This is a genomic window from Streptomyces sp. M92, assembly GCF_028473745.1.
In the GTDB taxonomy this organism is placed as follows: domain Bacteria; phylum Actinomycetota; class Actinomycetes; order Streptomycetales; family Streptomycetaceae; genus Streptomyces.
Window position 1 is genome coordinate 2,574,738 of record NZ_CP101137.1, and the last position, 23,820, is coordinate 2,598,557.

The 23,820-nt window shown below is 67.9% G+C and carries 35 protein-coding genes; 32 read left to right on the forward strand and 3 right to left on the reverse strand.

All coding sequences use genetic code 11. The features are described from left to right. Window positions 1-15: 15 nt before the first annotated feature. The 28 genes from rplB to M6G08_RS11910 all read left to right on the forward strand — a co-directional run bounded on the left by rplB (window position 16) and on the right by M6G08_RS11910 (window position 17,040). Window positions 16-852: a 50S ribosomal protein L2 gene (gene rplB / locus M6G08_RS11775; RefSeq protein WP_019329639.1), complete on the forward strand. Its 837-nt coding sequence runs from the start codon at window positions 16-18 to the stop codon at window positions 850-852. A gap of 12 nt (window positions 853-864) precedes the next feature. Beyond that, window positions 865-1,146: a 30S ribosomal protein S19 gene (rpsS, locus tag M6G08_RS11780; RefSeq protein WP_003974263.1), complete on the forward strand. Its 282-nt coding sequence runs from the start codon at window positions 865-867 to the stop codon at window positions 1,144-1,146. A gap of 44 nt (window positions 1,147-1,190) precedes the next feature. Then, on the forward strand, window positions 1,191-1,538 hold the full coding sequence (gene rplV / locus M6G08_RS11785) for a 50S ribosomal protein L22 (protein WP_003974262.1): 348 nt from the start codon (window positions 1,191-1,193) through the stop codon (window positions 1,536-1,538). Continuing rightward, complete coding sequence (gene rpsC / locus M6G08_RS11790; RefSeq protein WP_019329636.1) at window positions 1,538-2,368, forward strand: 30S ribosomal protein S3; 831 nt, start codon at window positions 1,538-1,540, stop codon at window positions 2,366-2,368. Before rplV ends, rpsC begins: the two co-directional genes overlap by 1 nt. A gap of 5 nt (window positions 2,369-2,373) precedes the next feature. Then, the gene (rplP, locus tag M6G08_RS11795; RefSeq protein ID WP_019329635.1) at window positions 2,374-2,793 is read left to right on the forward strand and encodes a 50S ribosomal protein L16; all 420 of its coding nucleotides are present in this window, start codon (window positions 2,374-2,376) and stop codon (window positions 2,791-2,793) included. Further along, window positions 2,793-3,017 carry a 50S ribosomal protein L29 gene (gene rpmC / locus M6G08_RS11800; RefSeq protein WP_007494763.1) on the forward strand — a complete coding sequence of 75 codons (225 nt, stop codon included), beginning with the start codon at window positions 2,793-2,795 and terminating at the stop codon, window positions 3,015-3,017. Before rplP ends, rpmC begins: the two co-directional genes overlap by 1 nt. Next, the gene (rpsQ, locus tag M6G08_RS11805) at window positions 3,017-3,304 is read left to right on the forward strand and encodes a 30S ribosomal protein S17 (protein ID WP_272587107.1); all 288 of its coding nucleotides are present in this window, start codon (window positions 3,017-3,019) and stop codon (window positions 3,302-3,304) included. The genes rpmC and rpsQ overlap by 1 nt, the downstream gene beginning before the upstream one ends. 99 nt (window positions 3,305-3,403) lie before the next feature. Continuing rightward, window positions 3,404-3,772: a 50S ribosomal protein L14 gene (gene rplN / locus M6G08_RS11810; RefSeq protein ID WP_003992364.1), complete on the forward strand. Its 369-nt coding sequence runs from the start codon at window positions 3,404-3,406 to the stop codon at window positions 3,770-3,772. 2 nt (window positions 3,773-3,774) lie between these two features. Next, entirely contained in the window at window positions 3,775-4,098 is a 324-nt protein-coding gene (rplX, locus tag M6G08_RS11815; RefSeq protein WP_003992365.1) for a 50S ribosomal protein L24, read from the forward strand. After that, window positions 4,098-4,655, forward strand: coding sequence for a 50S ribosomal protein L5 (gene rplE / locus M6G08_RS11820; RefSeq protein WP_189229139.1), 558 nt, complete (start codon window positions 4,098-4,100; stop codon window positions 4,653-4,655). Before rplX ends, rplE begins: the two co-directional genes overlap by 1 nt. Before the next feature lie 5 nt (window positions 4,656-4,660). After that, window positions 4,661-4,846, forward strand: coding sequence for a type Z 30S ribosomal protein S14 (locus M6G08_RS11825; RefSeq protein WP_003948630.1), 186 nt, complete (start codon window positions 4,661-4,663; stop codon window positions 4,844-4,846). 209 nt (window positions 4,847-5,055) lie between these two features. Further along, the gene (rpsH, locus tag M6G08_RS11830) at window positions 5,056-5,454 is read left to right on the forward strand and encodes a 30S ribosomal protein S8 (RefSeq protein WP_026248232.1); all 399 of its coding nucleotides are present in this window, start codon (window positions 5,056-5,058) and stop codon (window positions 5,452-5,454) included. A 24-nt stretch (window positions 5,455-5,478) separates the two neighbouring features. Next, window positions 5,479-6,018, forward strand: a complete 540-nt coding sequence (rplF, locus tag M6G08_RS11835; protein WP_043381017.1) for a 50S ribosomal protein L6 — start codon at window positions 5,479-5,481, stop codon at window positions 6,016-6,018. 3 nt (window positions 6,019-6,021) lie between these two features. Beyond that, on the forward strand, window positions 6,022-6,405 hold the full coding sequence (rplR, locus tag M6G08_RS11840; protein WP_043381015.1) for a 50S ribosomal protein L18: 384 nt from the start codon (window positions 6,022-6,024) through the stop codon (window positions 6,403-6,405). A gap of 41 nt (window positions 6,406-6,446) precedes the next feature. After that, entirely contained in the window at window positions 6,447-7,052 is a 606-nt protein-coding gene (gene rpsE / locus M6G08_RS11845; RefSeq protein WP_004927232.1) for a 30S ribosomal protein S5, read from the forward strand. Between the two features lie 2 nt (window positions 7,053-7,054). Beyond that, window positions 7,055-7,237, forward strand: coding sequence for a 50S ribosomal protein L30 (gene rpmD, locus M6G08_RS11850; protein WP_003974250.1), 183 nt, complete (start codon window positions 7,055-7,057; stop codon window positions 7,235-7,237). A 2-nt stretch (window positions 7,238-7,239) separates the two neighbouring features. After that, complete coding sequence (gene rplO / locus M6G08_RS11855) at window positions 7,240-7,695, forward strand: 50S ribosomal protein L15 (RefSeq protein ID WP_023547373.1); 456 nt, start codon at window positions 7,240-7,242, stop codon at window positions 7,693-7,695. 241 nt (window positions 7,696-7,936) lie between these two features. Next, the gene (secY, locus tag M6G08_RS11860; RefSeq protein ID WP_272587108.1) at window positions 7,937-9,250 is read left to right on the forward strand and encodes a preprotein translocase subunit SecY; all 1,314 of its coding nucleotides are present in this window, start codon (window positions 7,937-7,939) and stop codon (window positions 9,248-9,250) included. Then, the gene (locus tag M6G08_RS11865) at window positions 9,250-9,903 is read left to right on the forward strand and encodes an adenylate kinase (protein ID WP_272587109.1); all 654 of its coding nucleotides are present in this window, start codon (window positions 9,250-9,252) and stop codon (window positions 9,901-9,903) included. Before secY ends, M6G08_RS11865 begins: the two co-directional genes overlap by 1 nt. Before the next feature lie 155 nt (window positions 9,904-10,058). Then, entirely contained in the window at window positions 10,059-10,895 is an 837-nt protein-coding gene (gene map / locus M6G08_RS11870) for a type I methionyl aminopeptidase (RefSeq protein WP_272587110.1), read from the forward strand. A gap of 150 nt (window positions 10,896-11,045) precedes the next feature. Next, the gene (infA, locus tag M6G08_RS11875) at window positions 11,046-11,267 is read left to right on the forward strand and encodes a translation initiation factor IF-1 (protein ID WP_003948620.1); all 222 of its coding nucleotides are present in this window, start codon (window positions 11,046-11,048) and stop codon (window positions 11,265-11,267) included. 68 nt (window positions 11,268-11,335) lie between these two features. After that, window positions 11,336-11,449 carry a 50S ribosomal protein L36 gene (rpmJ, locus tag M6G08_RS11880; RefSeq protein ID WP_003974245.1) on the forward strand — a complete coding sequence of 38 codons (114 nt, stop codon included), beginning with the start codon at window positions 11,336-11,338 and terminating at the stop codon, window positions 11,447-11,449. Between the two features lie 202 nt (window positions 11,450-11,651). After that, window positions 11,652-12,032 (forward strand): 30S ribosomal protein S13, encoded by a 381-nt coding sequence (gene rpsM / locus M6G08_RS11885; RefSeq protein WP_004984507.1) that lies wholly within the window; start codon window positions 11,652-11,654, stop codon window positions 12,030-12,032. Window positions 12,033-12,098: 66 nt separating this feature from the next. Continuing rightward, window positions 12,099-12,503, forward strand: a complete 405-nt coding sequence (gene rpsK, locus M6G08_RS11890; RefSeq protein ID WP_007443997.1) for a 30S ribosomal protein S11 — start codon at window positions 12,099-12,101, stop codon at window positions 12,501-12,503. Window positions 12,504-12,627: 124 nt separating this feature from the next. Further along, window positions 12,628-13,650: a DNA-directed RNA polymerase subunit alpha gene (locus M6G08_RS11895; RefSeq protein ID WP_003966937.1), complete on the forward strand. Its 1,023-nt coding sequence runs from the start codon at window positions 12,628-12,630 to the stop codon at window positions 13,648-13,650. Window positions 13,651-13,854: 204 nt separating this feature from the next. Beyond that, window positions 13,855-14,346, forward strand: a complete 492-nt coding sequence (gene rplQ, locus M6G08_RS11900) for a 50S ribosomal protein L17 (protein WP_272587111.1) — start codon at window positions 13,855-13,857, stop codon at window positions 14,344-14,346. Between the two features lie 140 nt (window positions 14,347-14,486). Further along, entirely contained in the window at window positions 14,487-15,341 is an 855-nt protein-coding gene (truA, locus tag M6G08_RS11905; protein WP_272587112.1) for a tRNA pseudouridine(38-40) synthase TruA, read from the forward strand. 196 nt (window positions 15,342-15,537) lie between these two features. Continuing rightward, window positions 15,538-17,040 (forward strand): polysaccharide deacetylase family protein, encoded by a 1,503-nt coding sequence (locus tag M6G08_RS11910; RefSeq protein ID WP_272587113.1) that lies wholly within the window; start codon window positions 15,538-15,540, stop codon window positions 17,038-17,040. Window positions 17,041-17,128: 88 nt separating this feature from the next. Here the strand turns inward: M6G08_RS11910 and M6G08_RS11915 are convergent, their stop codons facing one another. Together M6G08_RS11915 and M6G08_RS11920 are read right to left on the reverse strand one after the other, a co-directional pair. Then, window positions 17,129-17,338: a hypothetical protein gene (locus M6G08_RS11915; RefSeq protein ID WP_272587114.1), complete on the reverse strand. Its 210-nt coding sequence runs from the start codon at window positions 17,336-17,338 to the stop codon at window positions 17,129-17,131. A gap of 4 nt (window positions 17,339-17,342) precedes the next feature. Then, window positions 17,343-18,536, reverse strand: coding sequence for a glycosyltransferase family 2 protein (locus M6G08_RS11920; protein WP_272587115.1), 1,194 nt, complete (start codon window positions 18,534-18,536; stop codon window positions 17,343-17,345). 394 nt (window positions 18,537-18,930) lie between these two features. On the opposite strand from M6G08_RS11920, the gene M6G08_RS11925 reads away from it, so the two are divergent. Continuing rightward, window positions 18,931-20,304, forward strand: a complete 1,374-nt coding sequence (locus M6G08_RS11925) for a cellulose binding domain-containing protein (protein WP_272587116.1) — start codon at window positions 18,931-18,933, stop codon at window positions 20,302-20,304. Between the two features lie 11 nt (window positions 20,305-20,315). Here M6G08_RS11925 and M6G08_RS11930 read toward each other — a convergent pair whose 3' ends face one another. Beyond that, window positions 20,316-21,212, reverse strand: a complete 897-nt coding sequence (locus M6G08_RS11930) for a hypothetical protein (RefSeq protein WP_272587117.1) — start codon at window positions 21,210-21,212, stop codon at window positions 20,316-20,318. Between the two features lie 74 nt (window positions 21,213-21,286). Here M6G08_RS11930 and M6G08_RS11935 point away from each other — a divergent pair, with 74 nt between their 5' ends. The 3 genes from M6G08_RS11935 to rpsI all read left to right on the forward strand — a co-directional run bounded on the left by M6G08_RS11935 (window position 21,287) and on the right by rpsI (window position 23,704). Then, entirely contained in the window at window positions 21,287-22,498 is a 1,212-nt protein-coding gene (locus M6G08_RS11935; RefSeq protein WP_272587118.1) for a glycosyltransferase 87 family protein, read from the forward strand. 207 nt (window positions 22,499-22,705) lie between these two features. Next, a complete protein-coding gene (rplM, locus tag M6G08_RS11940) occupies window positions 22,706-23,149 on the forward strand; it encodes a 50S ribosomal protein L13 (RefSeq protein ID WP_043380986.1) in 444 nt (147 codons plus the stop codon). Window positions 23,150-23,191: 42 nt separating this feature from the next. Further along, window positions 23,192-23,704, forward strand: coding sequence for a 30S ribosomal protein S9 (rpsI, locus tag M6G08_RS11945; protein WP_073725049.1), 513 nt, complete (start codon window positions 23,192-23,194; stop codon window positions 23,702-23,704). Window positions 23,705-23,820 lie beyond the last annotated feature (116 nt).

A 23,820-nucleotide genomic window follows, 5' to 3' on the forward strand; every position in this document is an offset into this window, starting at 1 on the left:
GACGAGGACTGAGAAATGGGAATCCGCAAGTACAAGCCGACGACGCCGGGCCGCCGTGGCTCCTCCGTCGCCGACTTCGTCGAGGTCACGCGGTCCACGCCGGAGAAGTCGCTGGTCCGCCCGCTGCACAGCAAGGGCGGCCGTAACAACGCCGGTCGTGTGACCGTTCGCCACCAGGGTGGCGGACACAAGCGCGCCTACCGCGTGATCGACTTCCGTCGTCACGACAAGGACGGCGTGCCGGCGAAGGTCGCGCACATCGAGTACGACCCCAACCGCACCGCGCGTATCGCGCTGCTGCACTACGCCGACGGCGAGAAGCGCTACATCCTCGCCCCGCGCAACCTGCAGCAGGGCGACCGCGTCGAGAACGGTCCCGGGGCCGACATCAAGCCGGGCAACAACCTGGCCCTCCGCAACATCCCGGTCGGTACCACGATCCACGCGATCGAGCTCCGTCCCGGTGGCGGTGCCAAGTTCGCCCGCTCCGCCGGTGCCTCCGTGCAGCTGCTCGCGAAGGAGGGCCAGATGGCCCACCTGCGCATGCCGTCCGGAGAGATCCGCCTGGTCGACGTGCGCTGCCGCGCCACCGTCGGCGAGGTCGGCAACGCCGAGCAGAGCAACATCAACTGGGGCAAGGCGGGCCGCAAGCGGTGGCTGGGCGTTCGCCCGACCGTCCGTGGTGTGGTCATGAACCCGGTGGACCACCCGCACGGTGGTGGTGAGGGCCGGACCTCCGGTGGTCGTCACCCCGTGTCCCCGTGGGGCAAGAAGGAAGGCCGTACTCGTTCGCCCAAGAAGGCGTCGAACAAGTACATCGTCCGCCGCCGCAAGACGAACAAGAAGCGCTAAGGACGGGTTGAGATGCCTCGTAGCTTGAAGAAGGGACCCTTCGTCGACGACCACCTGATCAAGAAGGTGGACACGCAGAACGAAGCCGGTACCAAGAACGTCATCAAGACCTGGTCCCGTCGCTCGATGATCGTCCCGGCGATGCTCGGCCACACGATCGCGGTGCACAACGGCAAGACCCACATCCCGGTGTTTGTCACCGAGTCCATGGTCGGCCACAAGCTCGGCGAGTTCTCGCCGACGCGCACCTTCCGGGGTCACGTCAAGGACGACCGGAAGTCGAAGCGCCGCTAGTCAGCGGGGTGTGAAAGACCATGACAAACACTGAAGGGACAACCATGGAAGCCAGGGCCCAGGCGCGGTACATCCGCGTCACGCCCATGAAGGCCCGCCGCGTGGTGGACCTCATCCGTGGCATGGATGCCACGGAGGCTCAGGCGGTCCTGCGTTTCGCCCCGCAGGCCGCGAGCGTGCCGGTCGGCAAGGTGCTGGACAGCGCCATTGCCAACGCCGCGCACAACTACGACCACACCGACGCCGACAGCCTCTTCATTTCCGAGGCCTACGTCGACGAGGGCCCGACCCTGAAGCGGTTCCGGCCGCGTGCCCAGGGCCGCGCCTACCGGATCCGCAAGCGGACCAGCCACATCACCGTGGTCGTCAGCAGCAAGGAAGGAACCCGGTAATGGGCCAGAAGGTAAACCCGCACGGGTTCCGGCTCGGTGTCACGACCGACTTCAAGTCGCGTTGGTACGCCGACAAGCTGTACAAGGACTACGTCAAGGAAGACGTCGCCATCCGACGGATGATGACGTCCGGCATGGAGCGCGCCGGCATCTCCAAGGTCGAGATCGAGCGCACCCGTGACCGCGTGCGGGTGGACATCCACACCGCTCGTCCGGGCATCGTCATCGGCCGCCGCGGCGCCGAGGCCGACCGCATCCGCGGTGACCTCGAGAAGCTCACCGGCAAGCAGGTCCAGCTGAACATCCTCGAGGTCAAGAACCCCGAGACCGACGCTCAGCTGGTTGCCCAGGCCGTCGCCGAGCAGCTCTCCTCCCGCGTCTCCTTCCGCCGTGCCATGCGCAAGAGCATGCAGTCGGCGATGAAGGCCGGCGCCAAGGGCATCAAGATCCAGTGCGGTGGCCGCCTCGGCGGCGCCGAGATGTCCCGCTCGGAGTTCTACCGCGAGGGCCGTGTGCCCCTGCACACGCTCCGCGCGAACGTGGACTACGGCTTCTTCGAGGCCAAGACGACCTTCGGCCGCATCGGTGTGAAGGTCTGGATCTACAAGGGCGACGTCAAGAACATCGCCGAGGTCCGCGCCGAGAACGCCGCCGCCCGTGCGGGCAACCGCCCGGCTCGTGGTGGCAACGACCGCCCGGCCCGTGGTGGCCGCGGTGGCGAGCGTCGCGGGCGCAAGCCGCAGCAGCAGTCGGCTCCGGCCGCCGAGGCCCCCAAGGCCGAGGCGCCCGCCGCTGCCGCTCCGGCTGAGAGCACCGGAACGGAGGCCTGACCGTCATGCTGATCCCCCGTAGGGTCAAGCACCGCAAGCAGCACCACCCGAAGCGCCGTGGTCTGGCCAAGGGCGGTACGCAGGTTGCGTTCGGCGAGTACGGCATCCAGGCCCTCACGCCGGCGTACGTGACCAACCGCCAGATCGAGGCGGCCCGTATCGCGATGACCCGCCACATCAAGCGTGGCGGCAAGGTCTGGATCAACATCTACCCGGACCGCCCGCTCACGAAGAAGCCGGCCGAGACCCGCATGGGTTCCGGTAAGGGTTCTCCGGAGTGGTGGATCGCGAACGTGCACCCGGGTCGGGTCATGTTCGAGCTGTCCTACCCCAACGAGAAGATCGCCCGTGAGGCGCTGACTCGTGCGGCCCACAAGCTGCCGATGAAGTGCCGGATCGTCAAGCGCGAGGCAGGTGAAGCGTGATGTCGGCCGGTACCAAGGCGTCCGAGCTGCGCGAGCTGGGCAACGAGGAGCTTCTCGCGAAGCTCCGCGAGGCCAAGGAAGAGCTGTTCAACCTCCGCTTCCAGGCGGCCACGGGTCAGCTCGAGAACCACGGCCGTCTCAAGGCGGTCCGCAAGGACATCGCCCGGATCTACACCCTCATGCGTGAGCGTGAGCTCGGCATCGAGACGGTGGAGAACGCCTGATGAGCGAGAACAACGTGACTGAAGAGACGAAGGCCGCCCGCGGCTTCCGCAAGACCCGCGAGGGTCTGGTCGTCAGCGACAAGATGGACAAGACCGTCGTCGTCGCCGTCGAGGACCGCGTCAAGCACGCGCTGTACGGCAAGGTCATCCGCCGTACGGAGAAGCTCAAGGCGCACGACGAGCAGAACGCCGCCGGTGTCGGCGACCGCGTCCTCCTCATGGAGACCCGGCCGCTGTCCGCGACGAAGCGCTGGCGCGTCGTCGAGATCCTCGAGAAGGCCAAGTAATTCCTGCGGTAATTCCCCGCAGGTCAGTTCCGCCAGGCTCGGCAGGGGTGCTCGTACTGGGCCCCCTGCCGGGAACCGGCAGACAATCAGGAGATAGACGTGATCCAGCAGGAGTCGCGACTGCGCGTCGCCGACAACACTGGTGCGAAGGAAATTCTTTGCATCCGTGTGCTCGGTGGCTCCGGTCGCCGCTACGCGGGCATCGGTGACGTCATCGTCGCCACCGTCAAGGACGCGATCCCCGGTGGCAACGTGAAGAAGGGTGACGTCATCAAGGCGGTCATCGTTCGCACCGTCAAGGAGCGTCGCCGTCCGGATGGCTCGTACATCCGCTTCGACGAGAACGCCGCCGTCATTCTGAAGAACGACGGCGACCCCCGCGGCACCCGTATCTTCGGCCCCGTCGGCCGTGAGCTGCGCGAGAAGAAGTTCATGAAGATCATCTCCCTCGCGCCGGAGGTGCTGTGAGCATGAAGATCAAGAAGGGCGACCTGGTCCAGGTCATCACCGGCAAGGACAAGGGCAAGCAGGGCAAGGTCATCGCGGCCTTCCCCCGCGAGGACCGCGTCCTGGTCGAGGGTGTCAACCGGGTCAAGAAGCACACCAAGGCCGGGCCGACCGCTCGCGGTTCGCAGGCCGGCGGCATCGTCACCACCGAGGCCCCGATCCACGTCTCCAACGTCCAGCTGGTCGTGGAGAAGGACGGCAACAAGGTTGTGACCCGCGTCGGTTACCGCTTCGACGACGAAGGCAACAAGATCCGCGTTGCCAAGCGGACGGGTGAGGACATCTGATGACGACCACCACCACTCCGCGTCTGAAGACGAAGTACCGCGAGGAGATCGCCGGCAAGCTGCGTGAGGAGTTCTCGTACGAGAACGTCATGCAGGTTCCGGGCCTCGTCAAGATCGTGGTCAACATGGGTGTGGGCGACGCCGCCCGCGACTCCAAGCTGATCGAGGGCGCCATCCGCGACCTCACCACGATCACCGGTCAGAAGCCGGCCGTCACCAAGGCCCGCAAGTCCATCGCGCAGTTCAAGCTGCGTGAGGGTCAGCCGATCGGTGCCCACGTCACGCTCCGTGGCGACCGCATGTGGGAGTTCCTGGACCGCACCCTGTCGCTCGCGCTGCCGCGCATCCGCGACTTCCGCGGCCTGTCCCCCAAGCAGTTCGACGGCCGTGGCAACTACACCTTCGGTCTCACGGAGCAGGTCATGTTCCACGAGATCGACCAGGACAAGATCGACCGCGTCCGGGGTATGGACATCACCGTGGTGACCACGGCGACCAACGACGCTGAGGGCCGCGCGCTCCTTCGTCACCTCGGCTTCCCGTTCAAGGAGGCGTGAGCGAGATGGCGAAGAAGGCTCTGATCGCTAAGGCTGCTCGCAAGCCCAAGTTCGGTGTGCGTGGCTACACCCGCTGCCAGCGCTGCGGCCGCCCGCACTCCGTCTACCGCAAGTTCGGCCTGTGCCGCGTGTGCCTTCGTGAGATGGCTCACCGCGGCGAGCTGCCGGGCGTGACCAAGAGCTCCTGGTAATCCGGTAATCCCGGGTTATTCAGACTCTCGGTAAGCATCTGGGTCGGCAGGGGCCCGCCCTCACATGCCTTAGGCTTGTGGGGTTGGGCGTCTGCCGCCCGTACGACTTACTACGCCGTAGGTCCACCGCGCCGCACCCGTCCCGTCTCGGATCGGGGAGAGGGATGGCGCACCAGGAAACCCCGGCGAGAGAGGCCGAAGGCCAATTCATGACCATGACTGATCCGATCGCAGACATGCTTACGCGTCTGCGGAACGCGAACTCGGCGTACCACGACTCCGTGACGATGCCGGCGTCCAAGATCAAGTCTCACATCGCGGAGATCCTCCAGCAGGAGGGCTTCATCACGGGCTGGAAGACCGAGGACGCCGAGGTCGGCAAGAACCTCGTCCTCGAGCTGAAGTTCGGCCCGAACCGTGAGCGCTCCATCGCGGGCATCAAGCGGATCTCCAAGCCCGGTCTCCGGGTGTACGCGAAGTCCACCAACCTGCCCAAGGTGCTGGGCGGCCTCGGCGTGGCGATCATCTCCACGTCGCACGGGCTCCTCACCGACAAGCAGGCCGGCAAGAAGGGCGTGGGTGGGGAAGTCCTCGCCTACGTCTGGTAGCGGAAGGGAACGGAGGAAACAGCTATGTCGCGCATCGGCAAGCTCCCCATCGCGGTTCCCGCCGGCGTGGACGTCACCATCGACGGCCGTACGGTTTCGGTCAAGGGCCCCAAGGGCACGCTGACCCACACCGTCGTGGCACCGATCGACATCGCCAAGGGTGAGGACGGCGTTCTGAACGTCACCCGCCCCAACGAAGAGCGTCAGAGCAAGGCCCTGCACGGCCTGTCCCGCACGCTGGTGGCGAACATGATCACCGGCGTGACCCAGGGTTACGTGAAGAAGCTCGAGATCAGCGGTGTCGGTTACCGCGTTGTCGCCAAGGGTTCGAACCTGGAGTTCTCCCTGGGCTACAGCCACCCGATCACCGTCGAGGCCCCCGAGGGCATCACCTTCAAGGTGGAGTCCCCGACCCGCTTCTCGGTCGAGGGCATCGACAAGCAGAAGGTCGGCGAGGTTGCGGCCAACATCCGCAAGCTGCGCAAGCCCGACCCGTACAAGGCCAAGGGCGTCAAGTACGAGGGCGAAGTCATCCGCCGCAAGGTCGGAAAGGCGGGTAAGTAAGCCATGGCATACGGGCAGAAGATCCTCAAGGGCGACGCCTACAAGCGCGCCGCGATCAAGCGCCGTCACATCCGGATTCGCAAGAATCTCTCGGGTACGGCGGAGCGTCCCCGTCTGGTCGTTACTCGCTCGAACCGCCACATCGTGGCCCAGGTGATCGACGACCTCAAGGGTCACACCCTTGCGTCGGCGTCCACCCTGGACAGCTCGATCCGTGGCGGCGAGGCCGACAAGTCCGCGCAGGCCAAGCAGGTCGGCGCCCTGGTCGCCGAGCGCGCCAAGGCCGCGGGTGTCGAGGCCGTCGTGTTCGACCGCGGTGGCAACCAGTACGCCGGGCGCATCGCCGCTCTGGCGGACGCCGCCCGCGAAGCCGGTCTGAAGTTCTGAGCCGGTTCCGTAGCTAGCGGAAACAGAGAGAGGTAATTCCAATGGCTGGACCCCAGCGCCGCGGTGGCGGTGCCGGTGGCGGCGAGCGGCGGGACCGGAAGGGCCGTGACGGCGGCGCAGCTGCCGCCGAGAAGACCGCTTACGTTGAGCGCGTCGTCGCGATCAACCGCGTCGCCAAGGTTGTGAAGGGTGGTCGTCGCTTCAGCTTCACCGCGCTGGTCGTGGTGGGCGACGGTGACGGCACCGTGGGTGTCGGATACGGCAAGGCCAAGGAGGTGCCGGCCGCCATCGCCAAGGGCGTTGAGGAGGCCAAGAAGCACTTCTTCAAGGTCCCCCGCATCCAGGGCACCATCCCGCACCCCATCCAGGGTGAGAAGGCTGCCGGCGTCGTGCTGCTCAAGCCCGCGTCCCCCGGTACCGGTGTTATCGCCGGTGGTCCGGTGCGCGCCGTGCTCGAGTGCGCCGGTATCCACGACGTGCTGTCGAAGTCGCTCGGCTCCGACAACCAGATCAACATCGTGCACGCGACCGTGGAGGCCCTGAAGGGCCTGCAGCGTCCCGAGGAGATCGCGGCCCGCCGCGGTCTGCCGCTCGAGGACGTCGCCCCCGCGGCTCTTCTCCGTGCGCGTGCCGGGGCGGGTGCGTAATCATGGCGCAGCTCAAGATTACGCAGGTCAAGTCCTACATCGGCAGCAAGCAGAACCACCGTGACACCCTGCGTTCCCTTGGTCTCAAGGGCATCAACACGCAGGTCGTCAAGGAGGACCGCCCCGAGTTCCGCGGCATGGTGCACACCGTCCGCCACCTCGTGACGGTCGAGGAGGTCGACTGATCATGGCGGAGCAGAACCCGCTCAAGATCCACAACCTCCGTCCGGCCCCCGGCGCCAAGACCGCCAAGACCCGTGTCGGTCGTGGTGAGGCGTCGAAGGGTAAGACGGCCGGTCGTGGTACGAAGGGTACGAAGGCCCGTTACCAGGTTCCGGAGCGCTTCGAGGGTGGCCAGATGCCCCTCCACATGCGTCTTCCGAAGCTGAAGGGCTTCAAGAACCCGTTCAAGACCGAGTTCCAGGTCGTGAACCTCGACAAGCTGGCCGCGCTGTACCCCGAGGGTGGCGAGGTCACCGTCGAGGGCCTGGTGGCCAAGGGTGCCGTTCGCAAGAACAGCCTCGTCAAGGTCCTCGGCCAGGGCGAGATCTCCGTGGCGCTGCAGGTGACGGTCGACGCCGTCTCCGGCTCCGCCAAGGAGAAGATCACCGCCGCCGGCGGTACCGTCACCGAGCTCGTCTGAACTACTCAGGCGTGTCGATGACATGAGCGATCCCAACCGGGGATGCCCCACAAAAGGGGTATCCCCGGTTGGTCGTTCCAAGGGAAGTGCTCCCGCCGGTAAGGTGGCCTGCGCTGCCCTCTTTCACGGGTGCGTCACATGAGGCACCCTGAGCGGCAGTTGACCGTTACTTACTTTGTCGTCAGTCGAACCTCAAGACCGTCACCCTTGACGCAGTAGCGCGGGGGTCGCAGGAGGCACCGTGCTCACCGCGTTCGCCCGGGCGTTCAAGACGCCCGACCTGCGCAAGAAGCTGCTCTTCACGCTCGGCATCATCGTGGTGTACCGGCTCGGTACCCACATCCCCATTCCAGGCGTCGACTACAAGAACGTCCAGGAGTGCGTGGACCAGGCGTCCGGCAACCAGGGTCTCTTCGGCCTGGTCAACATGTTCAGCGGTGGCGCCCTGCTGCAGATCACGGTCTTCGCGCTCGGCATCATGCCGTACATCACGGCGAGCATCATTCTGCAGCTGCTGACCGTGGTGATCCCGCGCCTGGAAGCCCTGAAGAAGGAGGGCCAGGCGGGCACGGCGAAGATCACGCAGTACACCCGCTACCTGACCATCGCCCTCGCCATCCTCCAGGGCACCGGCCTCGTCGCCACCGCCCGCAGCGGCGCCCTGTTCTCCGGCTGCACCGTCGCCGGCCAGATCGTTCCCGACCAGGCCATCTTCACCACCGTCGTCATGGTCGTCACCATGACCGCCGGTACGGCCGTCGTCATGTGGCTCGGTGAGCTGATCACCGACCGCGGCATCGGCAACGGCATGTCGATCCTGATGTTCATCTCGATCGCCGCGACCTTCCCCTCCGCCCTGTGGGCCATCAAGCAGGAGGGCGACCTGGCGGGCGGCTGGATCGAGTTCGGCATCGTCATGCTGGTCGGCTTCGTCATGGTCGGCCTGGTGGTCTTCGTCGAGCAGGCCCAGCGCCGCATCCCGGTGCAGTACGCCAAGCGCATGATCGGCCGCCGTTCCTACGGCGGTACGTCGACGTACATCCCGCTCAAGGTGAACCAGGCGGGCATCATCCCCGTCATCTTCGCCTCGTCGCTGCTCTACATCCCGGCGCTGATCGTCCAGTTCTCCGGCTCGACCGCGGGCTGGGCCACCTGGATCCAGAAGAACCTCGCCGACCCCGAGGCCGCGCCGCACATCGCGCTGTACTTCCTCCTGATCGTCTTCTTCGCCTTCTTCTACGTGGCCATCTCGTTCAACCCCGAGGAAGTCGCGGACAACATGAAGAAGTATGGTGGGTTCATCCCGGGCATCCGGGCTGGCCGACCGACCGCTGAGTATCTGAGCTACGTACTCAACCGGATCACCTGGCCGGGTTCGCTGTATCTGGGCCTGATCGCTCTCGTACCGACAATGGCGTTGGCCGGTTTCGGGGCAAACCAGAACTTCCCGTTCGGCGGGACCAGCATCCTGATCATCGTGGGTGTCGGTCTCGAGACGGTGAAGCAGATCGAGAGCCAGCTCCAGCAGCGCAATTACGAAGGGTTCCTCCGCTGATGCGAATCGTCCTCGTCGGGCCGCCGGGTGCTGGAAAGGGTACGCAGGCCACCCGCCTTGCCGAGACGCTGCACATCCCGCACATCTCCACGGGCGACCTGTTCCGCGCGAACATCAGCCAGCAGACCGAGCTGGGCAAGCTCGCGAAGTCCTACATGGACGCCGGCAACCTCGTACCCGACGAGGTCACCATCGCCATGGCGAAGGACCGCATGGAGCAGCCCGACGCCGAGGGCGGCTTCCTGCTGGACGGCTTCCCGCGCAACGTGTCGCAGGCCGAGGCGCTGGACGAGCTGCTCGAGACCGAGGAAATGAAGCTCGACGCGGTGCTGGACCTGGAGGCTCCCGAGGACGAGGTCGTCAAGCGGATCGCCGGCCGGCGCGTCTGCCGCAACGACTCGGCGCACGTCTTCCACGTGACGTACACGCCGCCGAAGCAGGAAGGCGTCTGCGACGTCTGCGGCGGCGAGCTGTACCAGCGGGACGACGACTCCGAGGAGACGGTCCGCAAGCGGCTGGAGGTCTACCACACGCAGACCGAGCCGATCATCGACTACTACAAGGCGCAGGGCCTGGTCGTCACCATCGCGGCGACGGGACCGGTGGGCGAGGTCACGGGCCGCGCGCTGGAGGCGCTCAAGCGCGACCAGTAGTAGATCGCTTTGGCTGCAGCCGCGGTCCCTCGCCCGGGGGCCGCGGCTGAGCTGTGTGGGGCGGGTGGACCCCGCCCCGTATCGTTGGAAGCGTTCCCGGGAACCCCGTCGGAACGTGTGCCCGTCCCCATCGGTCCAGAAAGGCCGCAGTCCCCATGGTGCAGATCAAGAGCCCCGAGCAGATCGCCAAGATGCGTGAGGCGGGGCTGGTCGTCGCCGCCATCCACGCGGCCACGCGCGAGGCCGCCGTGCCCGGCGCCACGACCAGGGACCTGGACCAGGTCGCCCGCAAGGTCCTCGCGGACCACGGCGCCAAGCCGAACTTCCTGGGCTACGGCGGTTTCCCCGCGACCATCTGCACCTCCGTGAACGAGGTCGTCGTCCACGGCATCCCCTCCGACGACGTGGTCCTCAAGGACGGTGACGTCATCTCCATCGACTGCGGCGCGATCATCGACGGCTGGCACGGTGACGCCGCCTACACGGCCTTCGTCGGCTCCGGTCACTCCCCGGAGCTGGTCGAGCTCTCCCGGGTGACCGAGGAATCGATGTGGGCGGGCATCGCGGCGATGAAGCAGGGCAACCGCCTGGTCGACGTCTCCCGGGCCATCGAGACGTACATCCGCCGCCAGCCGAAGCCCGGCGGCGGCAAGTACGGGATCATCGAGGACTACGGCGGCCACGGCATCGGCACCGAGATGCACATGGACCCGCACCTGCTGAACTACGTCGACCGCAAGCGCGGCAAGGGCCCCAAGCTGGTCCCCGGCTTCTGCCTGGCCATCGAGCCGATGGTCTCCCTCGGCACCCCGCGCACGGAGGTCCTCGAGGACGACTGGACGGTCATCACGACGGACGGCACCTGGTCCTCCCACTGGGAGCACTCGGTGGCCCTGACGGAGCAGGGTCCGCTGGTCCTGACGGCGGTCGACGGGGGCCGGGAGAAGCTGGCGGAGCTGGGCGTCGCCGCCGCTCCCGACCCCCTCGCATAACGATCAGGTATCCGGGGCAGACTTCCCCGTTTCGCCTTTCCGGGTTCGCTGACGTAGACTGACTCGTCGGCTCTGGTGCACCCGCATGTCCGCATGCGAACGCTACATCGCACGGGAGCCGATCAAGGTAGTCGATTCGAAGGGCGAAGCGTGGCCAAGAAGCAAGGTGCCATCGAGATCGAAGGCACTGTCGTCGAGTCTCTTCCGAACGCCATGTTCAAGGTGGAGCTCCAGAACGGCCACCAGGTCCTGGCACACATCAGCGGCAAGATGCGCATGCACTACATCCGCATCCTCCCTGACGACCGGGTCGTGGTGGAGCTGTCTCCGTACGACCTGACACGTGGCCGGATCGTCTACCGGTACAAGTAGATCTTGCCCACGTCCCGCGCGCCCCGCGCGCGGGTCCGCCGGCAACTGACCCGGAGAACCTCACACCCATGAAGGTCAAGCCGAGCGTCAAGAAGATCTGCGACAAGTGCAGGGTGATCCGCCGTCACGGTCGGGTCATGGTCATCTGCGACAACCCGCGCCACAAGCAGCGCCAGGGCTGACGCCTGACCGTTCCCTCCGCGATTCGCATGACTTCGCGCGACGCGAGCTGAACATGTTCATACGCAGGACCCGGGCGGAAGACCGCCTGACACCCCCGGTTCGGAGGCCGGGGACCCGAGCCGTACCAAGCCTTTGAAGAAGGTGCCGGCGGCCGGGATCCGGTTCTGTGGAAGACCTCCGACAATCAACTGGAGCCATTGAATGGCACGCGTTTCCGGTGTTGACATCCCGCGCGAAAAGCGCGTGGAGATCGCCCTCACCTACGTGTTCGGCATCGGCCGGACCCTCTCGCAGCAGACGCTCGCCGCGACCGGCGTGGACCCGAACACCCGTGTTCGGGACCTCTCCGAGGAGCAGCTCGTCGCGATCCGCGAGTACGTCGACAACAACATCAAGACCGAGGGTGACCTCCGTCGCGAGATCCAGGCCGACATCCGCCGCAAGGTCGAGATCGGTACCTACCAGGGTCTCCGTCACCGTCGCGGTCTGCCCGTCCGCGGTCAGCGCACCAGCACGAACGCCCGCACCCGCAAGGGCCCGCGTCGCGCCATCGCCGGCAAGAAGAAGCCGGGCAAGAAGTAGTCCGCAGCGGACTCGCCGTCCAGCGGTCTTCGCTGTAGGACCGACCACCTCCCGTAGGAGAACGACATGCCCCCCAAGGGACGTCAGGGCGCGACCAAGAAGGTGCGCCGCAAGGAAAAGAAGAACGTCGCTCACGGCCACGCGCACATCAAGAGCACGTTCAACAACACGATCGTGTCCATCACGGACCCGACCGGCAACGTGATCTCCTGGGCCTCCGCCGGCCACGTCGGCTTCAAGGGCTCCCGGAAGTCCACGCCGTTCGCCGCGCAGATGGCCGCCGAGTCGGCTGCCCGCCGCGCGCAGGAGCACGGCATGCGCAAGGTCGACGTCTTCGTCAAGGGCCCGGGTTCCGGTCGTGAGACCGCCATCCGCTCCCTGCAGGCGACCGGCCTCGAGGTCGGCTCCATCCAGGACGTCACGCCCACCCCGCACAACGGCTGCCGTCCGCCGAAGCGTCGTCGCGTCTGATCTCGCTTCACCTGCTTCACCAGGGTTTTTCGGGCGGTACGGCTCTTTCGGGTCGTATCGCCCGTACCCTTGCAGTACTAGTCGGGCGTCAAATAGCGGGCGCCCCTGACTGAAGGATCACCACATGCTGATCGCTCAGCGTCCCTCGTTGACCGAAGAGGTCGTCGACGAGTTCCGCTCCCGGTTCGTCATCGAGCCGCTGGAGCCGGGCTTCGGCTACACCCTCGGCAACTCCCTCCGCCGCACCCTCCTGTCGTCGATCCCCGGCGCTGCTGTCACCAGCATCCGCATCGACGGCGTCCTGCACGAGTTCACCACCGTGCCGGGCGTCAAGGAGGACGTCACCGACCTGATCCTCAACATCAAGCAGCTGGTCGTCTCCTCGGAGCACGACGAGCCGGTCGTGATGTACCTGCGCAAGCAGGGCCCGGGTCTGGTCACCGCCGCCGACATCGCGCCCCCGGCCGGTGTCGAGGTGCACAACCCCGACCTCGTCCTCGCCACGCTCAACGGCAAGGGCAAGCTGGAGATGGAGCTGACCGTCGAGCGCGGTCGCGGCTACGTCTCCGCCGTGCAGAACAAGCAGGTCGGTCAGGAGATCGGGCGCATCCCGGTCGACTCGATCTACTCGCCGGTTCTCAAGGTCACGTACAAGGTCGAGGCCACGCGTGTCGAGCAGCGCACCGACTTCGACAAGCTGATCGTCGACGTCGAGACCAAGCAGGCGATGCGTCCGCGCGACGCCATGGCCTCCGCCGGTAAGACGCTGGTCGAGCTGTTCGGTCTCGCCCGCGAGCTGAACATCGACGCCGAGGGCATCGACATGGGTCCGTCCCCGACGGACGCCGCGCTCGCCGCCGACCTGGCGCTGCCGATCGAGGAGCTGGAGCTCACCGTTCGGTCGTACAACTGCCTCAAGCGCGAGGGCATCCACTCCGTGGGTGAGCTGGTCGCCCGCTCCGAGGCCGACCTCCTGGACATCCGCAACTTCGGTGCGAAGTCCATCGACGAGGTCAAGGCGAAGCTGGCCGGCATGGGCCTGGCCCTGAAGGACAGCCCGCCCGGATTCGACCCGACCGCCGCCGCGGACGCGTTCGGTGCCGACGACGACGCGGACGCGGGCTTCGTCGAGACCGAGCAGTACTAAGAGCTCGGGCCTTTCGGTCCGTACTCGGGTGCGGGTGCGCTGTGGCTGGTCGCGCCCACGCGACGGAGTCGCATATCGACACCGCCCCGCGCCCCTTCCGGGGCGCCCCTTCGGGGCCGCCCCGGATCTCCGACAGGCGGCCGCCTGCTCGGATACTGACTCCGGTACCTGATACGGCCGGGGCAGACACCTAGGAGAATCACCATGCCGAAGCCCACCAAGGGTGCCCGTCTGGGCGGCAGCGCCGCGCACGAGAAGCTGCTCCTCGCGAACCTCGCGAAGAGCCTCTTCGAGCACGGCCGGATCACCACCACCGAGGCGAAGGCGCGCAAGCTGCGTCCGTACGCCGAGCGTCTGGTCACCAAGGCGAAGAAGGGCGACCTTCACAACCGCCGTCAGGTGCTCCAGGTGATCACGGACAAGAGCGTCGTCCACACGCTCTTCACCGAGATCGGCCCGCGCTACGAGAACCGTCCCGGTGGCTACACGCGGATCACCAAGATCGGTAACCGCCGTGGCGACAACGCGCCCATGGCCGTCATCGAGCTGGTCGAGGCGCTGACCGTGGCGCAGGAGGCGACCGGCGAGGCCGAGGCCGCCACCAAGCGTGCCGCCAAGGACGCCGAGGGCTCCGTGGCCAAGGTCGACACGACCAAGGCCGACGAGGCTCCCGCCGAGGAGTCCAAGGACGCGTAAGCGTTCTGCCGGGGCCTGTGCGGTCGCGGCTGCGGCACCGTCGTGGCTGGTCGCGCAGTTCCCCGCGCCCCTTCAGGGCGTTGCGGGTCCGTTCCTTTCGAGGGGCGGGCCCGCTTTCTCGTGGGTGAGAGGATTTCTGGGTGAGTGACGAAGTAGAGCCCGGGTTCGTGCGGGTGCGGCTGGATCTTTCCTACGACGGGTCCGAGTTCTCCGGGTGGGCCAAGCAGGCCGGCGGGCGGCGGACCGTGCAGGGGGAGATCGAGGACGCGCTGCGGACGGTCACGCGGTCCGGGCGGACGTACGACCTGACCGTGGCCGGGCGAACCGACGCGGGCGTGCACGCCCGGGGCCAGGTCGCCCACGTCGATCTGGAGCGCGAGGTGTGGGCCGAGCACCACGTGAAGCTGCTCAAGCGGCTCGCGGGGCGGCTGCCCAGGGACGTACGGGTCTGGGCGCTCCGGGAGGCGCCGAGCGGCTTCAACGCCCGGTTCTCCGCCGTCTGGCGCCGCTACGCCTACCGCGTCACCGACAACCCCGGCGGTGTCGACCCGCTGCTGCGCGGGCACGTCCTGTGGCACGACTGGCCGCTCGACGTGGACGCCATGAACGAGGCCGCCCGCGGGCTGCTGGGGGAGCACGACTTCGCCGCCTACTGCAAGAAGCGGGAGGGGGCCACGACCATCCGGACCCTCCAGGAGCTGAGCCTGGTCCGGGGCGACGACGGGATCATCACCGCCACCGTCCGTGCCGACGCCTTCTGCCACAACATGGTGCGCTCGCTCATCGGCGCCCTGCTCTTCGTCGGAGACGGCCACCGCCCGCCCGACTGGCCGGCCAAGGTGCTCGCGGCCGGCGTACGGGACTCGGCGGTGCACGTCGTACGGCCGCACGGCCTGACCCTGGAGGAGGTCGGCTACCCGGCGGACGAACTGCTGGCGGCGCGCAACCGCGAGGCGCGGAACAGGCGGACGCTGCCGGGGAACGGCTGCTGCTGAGCGCATGAGGCACAAGCGCCCCCGCTAGACTCCCGTTCGACGTTGTCTCGTCCGTGTCGTCCGCCGGAACCCCGCCGACGGGACGGCGAGACCGTCGGGCCGCCACGACTTCATCACTGGACACCGGACGCGCCCTCGGGGGGCGGCCGTCCGGTGCGTCGCTGCGCGGCCGGGTCCGATCCGAGCTGGGGGCACTATGAGCAGAGCGAGAAAGCATTCGGCGACCGCCGACAGAGACTCCAGGGCGAAGGTGGGCCGGCGTTCGGCCCTCGGCCTGCTGGGGCTCGGCGGCCTGCTGACGGCCGGCGGCGTGGCCGCGGGCGTGGCGGGCAGGGACCTGATCCTGCCCGCGTCGGCGGAGAGCGCCGCCGGGGCCGTCGACCTCGGTGTGGGCGGGAGCGCCAAGAATCTGACCCCGCCGACGTACGCCCCGACCGGGCGCCGTCCGCAGTACCGGCGGGCGACCTGGAGCGAGCAGTTCCAGGAGGGGCACGAGTGGTCGGCCGGCGGCGAGGGCACCGCGTCCTCCGACTCCGACGCCGAGGTCTTCACCCGGGGTGACCGCTCGTACCGGGTCACCACGCGCGGCGACGGTGTCCAGTCCTTCGTGCGCCGTACCGGCATGGAAGCGGTGAGCCTCAAGGGGAAGATGCTCCGGCTCGTCTTCCAGGTGGAGGACGTCGCCCATCTGGAGCGGATGGAGTTCTACCTGGGCAGCCGGAAGCTGGCGGACAACTTCAGCTGGGTCTTCCACTACCACGCGGCCGAGGGCACCAACTACGTGCAGTCGGGGGAGTGGGTCACCGTCCACCTGCAGTGGGCGGACGTCACCGGGGCGGCCGGCGACTACGAGCTGTCGTCGCGCGGTGAGCCGTCGGACCGGTCAGGCTTCACCGACATGTCGTTCGCCGTGTACGACGACGGGAAGGGGCCGGTCACCTACCGCCTCCAGGCCGTCGAGGTGGTGCCGGACACCACGGACGTCTTCCCCAAGGGCGTCGTCTCGATCACCTTCGACGACTCGCACGGGTCGGTGCACGATTTCGCCCGCCCGGTCATGGACCGGTTCCAGATGCCCGGCACGCTCTACAACATCGCCGACGCGATAGACACCGAGCCCTTCATGAGCATCGGGCAGATGCGTTCCCTGCAGGACTCGTCCGGCTGGGAGATGGCCGGACACGCCTACTCGCTCAAGGCCCATGAGGCGAGCTACCCGAAACTCACCGCGGAGGAGGTCGACGACGACTTCCGCAAGCTGCGCGAGTGGCTGGTCGGCCGGGGTTTCACCAGTGAGCACTTCGCCTATCCGCACGGGGCGTTCGGCAAGACCCGCGACGGCGTGCCCGTCGACCTGCTGGCGGCCCGGCACTTCACCACCGCGCGTTCCATCATCTCCGAGACGACCGAGAGCTTCGCCCCGGCGATGCCGTACCGGCTCAAGGCGCTGACCGGGATCAACGACGGGAAGAAGATCGGCGGTGAGACGCTGGCCGACGTGATCGAGAAGGGCGGCGCGCTGGACCGCTGTGCGCAGAACGGCGACTGGCTCATCCTGTGCCTGCACCGGATCGTCCAGGGTGTTCCCACGCAGAACACGGAGCTGAGCACCGAGGGCCTCGAACGCCTGATGCGGGAGATCGACGAGCGGGGCATCGAGGTGCTGACGGTGCAGGAGGCGATGGCGCACTACACCTAAGGCCTTCGGGCCGTCCGCACGACGACGCCGGGGGCGCCGCACAGGATCTGTGCGGCGCCCCCGGCGTTCGTACGCGTGCGGCGTGCGGTCAGGAGCGGCGCGCCCGCCTCCTGCCGCCGCCGGCCGCCCGGCGGTCGTGCCGGCTCCGCTTGACGGAGAGTATCCAGCCCAGCAGGGTCAGGGTGACGGCCAGGCACGTGAAGCCGAGGACGACGATCTCGACCTGGGTGACCTTCGTGACGGTGTAGGCGATGCCGGCGAGGACCGCGCAGGCTCCGAGGCCTCTGAGGGTGTTCATTCTTCTACTTCCAGGCGGACACACGCGTCACGTAGGACTTGAGGATGGACGACACGAGCCAGTACGCCCGTACGACGGTGTAGACCAACTCGGGGATGAGCAGGGCCTCGACGAGCATCGCCTTCCAGCCCAGGGTCCGTACCCGCAGCGCGGGATAGATGATCCAGAAGGCGAGCAGGGCCCACAGCAGCGGGTGGGTGCTCAGGCTGTACTGGGCCGCGGCGATGAGCTGGCGGGCGCCCCAGATGAAGATGTACGAGAAGCCGAACAGGCCCAGGATCATCGTGATGATGGAGTGCCAGGTGAACTTGGTCCAGCCACGGCGGCGCAGTGCGTCCACGGTGCCCCGGCTCCACCGCTCGCGCTGCTGGATCAGCTCGCGCAGGGTGGGCATGAGGTCGGTGTAGGCGATGCACAGCTGATTGGCCGTGACCTTCCAGCCGGACTCCTTGAGCGCCAGTGTGGTCTCGTAGTCCTCGACGAGGTTGCGGTGGTCCTCCCAGAACACCTCGCCGCGCCAGTCGATCAGGCCCTGCAGCGCCTCGGCCCGGTAGAAGGAGCCGGCGCCCGACATGGTGTGGACGTCCTTGCGGAAGCGCGAGTTGGCCGCCCGGCCGTACTCGATGATCTGCATGCCGACCAGGAACCGCTGCCAGGGGCTGCGCCACAGGTCGGTACGGCCGAAGCAGGCCGCGCTGACACCGCCGATCTCGGGATCGGACAAGATGACGTTGCGGGCGCGCTCGATGAACCGGGAGTGCAGTTCGGTGTCGGCGTCCATGACGAGGATGTGGCCCACGCGGCCGTTGAGACGGCCGCCGACGGCCTGTCTGAGCCAGCTCAGACCGTAGTTGAGGGCGCCGGCCTTCTTGTGGGGGTTGTCCGGGAAGTTCAGCACGACGGTCGGCGGCGTGCTCTCGTCCTCGGCGAACTGGAGCGCGTAGTCCTCGGTACGGTCGGTGGAGTTGTTGACCACCACGACGATCAGGTCGGGCCGGCGGGTCTGCTGGGACAGGGACTCAAGAGAGGTGAAGACTCCGACCTCCTCGTTCCTCGCGGGAACCAGGACGACGGTCTCGTAGACCATGGTGGTCTGGGCGGGGGCGGCGCGGACGTCCCCACCGCGGCCTCTTCGGTGACGGCTCCGGGCCGGCGGCTGCGACTCAGCCCGGTCGTGGCCCGTGTCGATGACGGACAAGGCGATCCCCCCACCCTGTTTTCTTCTGAGATGACACACCCACTCCCTGTGGGCAGTGCGAAGGCGCTTGTGAAGATACCGCAAGCATGTCCGACTCCTGAGTGGTTGAGCAGGTCACTACTTGTAGGGGTATCCAGCGCAAATTGGACATGGCGTTAGACCCCCGTTATCCGTCATCGGTTTGTGAACCCAAGCAATTCAGGCAATCACGGCAGGGGTTGTGCTATTTCGGCGTGATGAAGGTCACTGCCGTGACGGGATGGGGTTGGCTGTGAGGGTGAGGTGAGCGTGTGCCTAAGATTCGCACGACAGTCGGCCGTCGAATCCGGGGTATTTCGTGTCCCATCGCAATAAATCATCTGGTAAAGGGCGAAGTGCCCTTATCATTGTGTTTGTGGTGGTCCTCCTGGCCGCCGCCGGTGCGGCCGCCTATCGATGGTGGCCGTCGGACGAGGAGTCCACGGCCCTGACCGTCCGCTACCGCACCGAAGGTTCGACGGTGACGGACGCCGCCAAGCCGTGGCTGGAAGTCGTCAACACGTCGGGCAAGGCGGTCGACCTCGCCGACGTCACCGTCCGGTACCACTACACCGCCGACGACGGCGCCCAGTTCGCGGCCAACTGCGTGCAGACGTCCCTCGACTGCTCCAAGGTCACCCTGCGCACGGCCCCCGCGCAGAAGGCCGGTCCGAAGGCCGACCGCTATCTGGAGATCGGCTTCACGGGAGAGGCCGGCACCCTGAAGCCCGGCGGCACGACCCAGGCGATCGGGCTCCAGCTGTACCGCGTCGACGACAAGAAGCTGGACCAGGCGGACGACTACTCGTTCGACGCGGAGAAGACGTCGTACCAGGAGTCCGAGCGGGTCACGGCCTATCTGGCCGGGGCCCAGGTGTGGGGCGAGGGGCCGCGGGGGGAGACCACGGGATCGGGGAAGCGCACGAACGCGGGAGCCCCCGCCGAAGCGGTGCGGCCGCCCGACGGCCTCCTCTTCGACGACTTCGCCTACACGGGTCCCGAGGACCCGGCGCTCGCCGCCAACGGCTGGGAGGTGCGCGACGGCGCGGGCGGCCCGGGCGTCGAGGACTCGTGGTCGGCGAAGGGGGTCACGTTCCCCGCCGGCGAGAAGGGCGAGGGCGGGCAGGCGCTGCGGCTGGAGGCCCGTACCGACGGCACCGAGAAGGGCACGGTGCAGTCCGAATTCCACACCGCGCGCCCGGTGTTCCGGGAAGGCACGTTCGTCGCCCGCGTGTACTTCACCGACGAACCGGTGACCGGCGAGGACGGTGATCACGCTTCCCAGTCCGTCTTCGCCATCTCGCCGGACCACAGGTCGGAGAAGTACAGCGAACTCGACTTCGAGTACATGGCGAACGGCGGCTGGGGCCGCTACGGTCCGCTTCTCGACACCACCAGCTGGCGCAACAGCGAAGAGGGCGACCGGGTCACCCAGCCCCACCAGCTGAAGCTCGGCGGCTGGCACACCCTGGCGATGACCGCGGCCGACGGCAAGGTCACCTACTCGGTGGACGGCGAGACGCTGTTCACCAGCGGGAGGAAGTACCTCCCGCGCGAGCCGATGAGCGTCAACTTCAGCAACTGGTTCATCGACCTCCCCTTCAAGGGGGAGCGTTCCTGGGAGATGAAGGTCGACTGGGTCTACCTCATGACCGGTGAGGTCGTCGCCCCGGACGAGGCGGCGAAGGCCGCCGCCGCCTACGCCGCCGCGGGCACCAGGCACGTGAACACGCTCGCGGGGAGTGACTGACCGGGCGGCGGTCAGCCCGCCTGGGCCGCCGCCGACGCCTGGGCCTCGCCGCGGCGGCGGATCTGGCGGAAGGCGAACTCGGCCAGGTCGTCGCCGGCCTTGAACACCTCGGTGGTCTTCTCCGTCACGTCCTTGCCGTCGGTGAAGCCGGCGACGGTGAAGTAGGCGTAGCGGCCGTAGGAGTTGGTCGTGGAGCGGCAGACGGCGCCGGTGCAGAAGGACTTCACGCCGCCGCCGGACAGGGAGCGGATGATGCTCTTCTCGTCGGCCTGCTGCTTGGCCTTGACGGCCTGCGCCTCGGTGTCGAAGACGGCCACGCCGACCGTCACCGCCACGTCGCCCTGGGTGTAGGTGACCCGCATCAAGCGGGTGCAGTCGTTGTCGGTGAGGACCTTCGGCAGCGTCTTCTGGGCCGCGGATCCGCAGGTCCGGGTGTCCGCCGTCGGGCCCTTCCTGTAGACCGTCCCGCCCATGGTGAGCTGGGTGCCGGGGAAGAGCCCGTCGGGGCTGAGGGGGGCCTTGTCCTTCTTGGCGCTGGAGACGAAGTCCTTGGGGTCCAGCGGGGGCGGGGCGCTGGTCGGCGCGAACGAGGGGGCGGTGGCCGACGCGCTGGGTATGTCCGCCGTCGCGGGCAGCTGCGAGGAGGGCCCGTCCGACGCCTGCCCGGAGCCGTTCGCCGAGACCACGGCCACGGCGACGGCGCCGGCGATCGCCACGGTGGCCAGGGCGCCGCCGCCGATGAAGAGCAGCCGGCGGCGCTTGGCGCGGGCCTCGGAAGCCTCGGCGAGGGCGGCCCAGTCAGGGGTGTTGTCGCCCTGACCGCTGTTCCAGGGCTGCTGGGACGGCTGCTGCGATTGCGGTTTCCAGGGATCCCACTGCGACTGAGGTCCCCCCTGCCCAAAGCTCATGGGCGGCATCTTAGACGGGCCGTGCGGCGTGCTGGTGCGGCTCCTGAGGCCCCGCAGGACCTAGCGTTCCGTCCATGCGGACGGGCAAAAGCGACATCTCGGGGTGGTTGGCGCGGCCGGCGGGTGGGCCGCTGTGGGCGGCGCTCCTGGCGGTGCTGGCGGCGTGCGCGGGGCACGCGGCACGGGCGACCCCGGACGGGGGAATGGACAACGCGATCGTCGTGCGGGCCGCCCGCACCTGGCTGGCCGGGGGCTCCCCGTACGAGGATCCGCACTTCCTCTACCTTCCGAGCGCGGTCCTGGCCGCCGCACCGCAGGCGATGCTGCCCGGTCCGGTACTGCGGTGGCTGGTGCCGTGCGCGGTGACCGCCCTGCTGGCGGCGGGCTGGGCGGGCGCGCTGCGGCTGCACCGGGTGCCGCTCGGCAGCAGGCTCGCGGTTCTCGGGCTCACCGGGCTCGCGGCGGGCTTCGCGCCGTTCGGGCACCTGGTGCGGCTCGGCAACTGGACGGTGACGGCGGCCGTCGCCCTGCCGCTGTCCCTGCTGCTGGCGAGCCGGGGGCGGTGGACGGGGGCCGGGGTGGTGATCGGCGCCGCGGTGGCGCTCAAGCCGCTGCTCGCGCCCGTCGTCCTGCTCTTCGTGTTCGCCGGGCGGTGGCGGGCGCTGGCGGCGGCCGTGGCCCTGCCCGCGCTCGCCTCCGGCGCCGCGGCGCTGCTGTTGCCCGACCCGGCCGGCTTCTTCACCCGCACCCTGCCCTTCCTCCTGCACGGCGACGACGGCTTCGTCCGGCTGTACGAGGCCTCCCCGGCGGCCGTGCTGCCCCGGCTCGGGGTGCCGGAGGCGCTCGCCCAGGCCCTGGCGGTGGCGGCGGCCGGGGCCGCGGTGCTGTGCGCGTACGTCCGCTGGCGCCGCGCCGACCCCGGTCCGCTGCGGCTCGCGGAGACCGGCGCGGGGCTGATGCTGGCGGCCTTCCTCGTCTCCCGGCCCTCCTACGACCACTACCTGCTGGTCGTCCTGCCGCTACTGCTCGCCGGACTGCCGTACGCCGGTTCGGCGGCCCGCGTGGTCTGGTTCTGGATCTCCCTGGTGCCGCAGGTGCCGGGGGTGACCTGGCCCTGGCTGGAGTCGGAGAAGCGGCGGGCCTTCCGGGACGCGTTCACACTGTGTGTGCTGGCGGTGACGGTCGCCCGGCAGGCGAATACGGGGCGTCCGTCCGCGGACGGAGTCGACGAGGCGGGCGCCGGGGCCGGGGCGAGGGATGCGCGGGCCGCCGCGGCTCCGTTTTGACCAGGCTGTGCCACCCCGGGTACTCTGCACAGTCGTATGTGTATTGGCTTGCTCATTCTCACGTGAGGGGCCCTTACACCGGTCCACCGGGACCGATGACCAGCGACCAGCACGCGGTTTGCGTCACCGCGGTGCGGTCAGGGCTGTCGTGATCGTCTTCGGTGACCATGTCAGGACCACTCACTGAAGAAGCGAAGGCTACGAACCGTGCGTACGTACAGCCCCAAGCCCGGCGATGTGACGCGCCAGTGGCACGTCATCGACGCTCAGGACGTCGTCCTGGGCCGTCTCGCCACCACTGCCGCCACCCTCCTGCGCGGCAAGCACAAGCCGATCTACGCGCCGCACGTCGACGCTGGTGACTTCGTCATCATCATCAACGCCGACAAGGTGCACCTCTCCGGCAACAAGCGGACCCAGAAGATGGCGTACCGCCACTCCGGCTACCCGGGCGGTCTGCGCTCGGTGCGCTACGACGAGCTGCTGGACAAGAACCCGGAGAAGGCCGTCGAGAAGGCCATCAAGGGCATGCTCCCCAAGAACTCCCTGGGCCGTCAGATGCTCTCGAAGCTGAAGGTCTACAAGGGTGACCAGCACCCGCACGGCGCGCAGCAGCCGCAGCCGTTCGAGATCACCCAGGTCGCGCAGTAAGTCCGGCCACCCCCTAAGACTGAAGAGAATCTGAGGAGCATCGTGGCCGAGACCACTGCCGAGCAGCCGCTCGAAGAGATCGACATCGACAGCTACACCACCGAGTCCGAGGTCCCCGTCGAGGGCGAGTACACCTCGGAGTCCATGGCCTCCGCCTTCGGTGAGCCCCAGCCGGCCGCCGGCCTGGGCCGCCGCAAGAACGCCATCGCCCGTGTCCGGATCGTCCCGGGCACCGGCAAGTGGAAGATCAACGGCCGCACCCTTGAGGACTACTTCCCCAACAAGGTGCACCAGCAGGAGGTCAACGAGCCCTTCAAGGTGCTCGAGCTGGACGACCGTTACGACGTCGTCGCCCGCATCGCCGGTGGCGGTGTCTCCGGCCAGGCCGGTGCGCTCCGTCTCGGTGTCGCCCGCGCCCTGAACGAGGCCGACGTCGACAACAACCGCGGCCCGCTGAAGAAGGCCGGCTTCCTCAAGCGCGACGACCGTGCGGTCGAGCGCAAGAAGGCCGGTCTGAAGAAGGCCCGCAAGGCCCCGCAGTACAGCAAGCGCTAAGTCGCACCGGCTGGTAACGGCTGTACTCCGAACGCCCCGGCGGCACGCCACTGTGCTGCCGGGGCATTCGTTTATCCCCGCCGTTGGGCGTATAACGGCACAAGACGTTCTTAGGC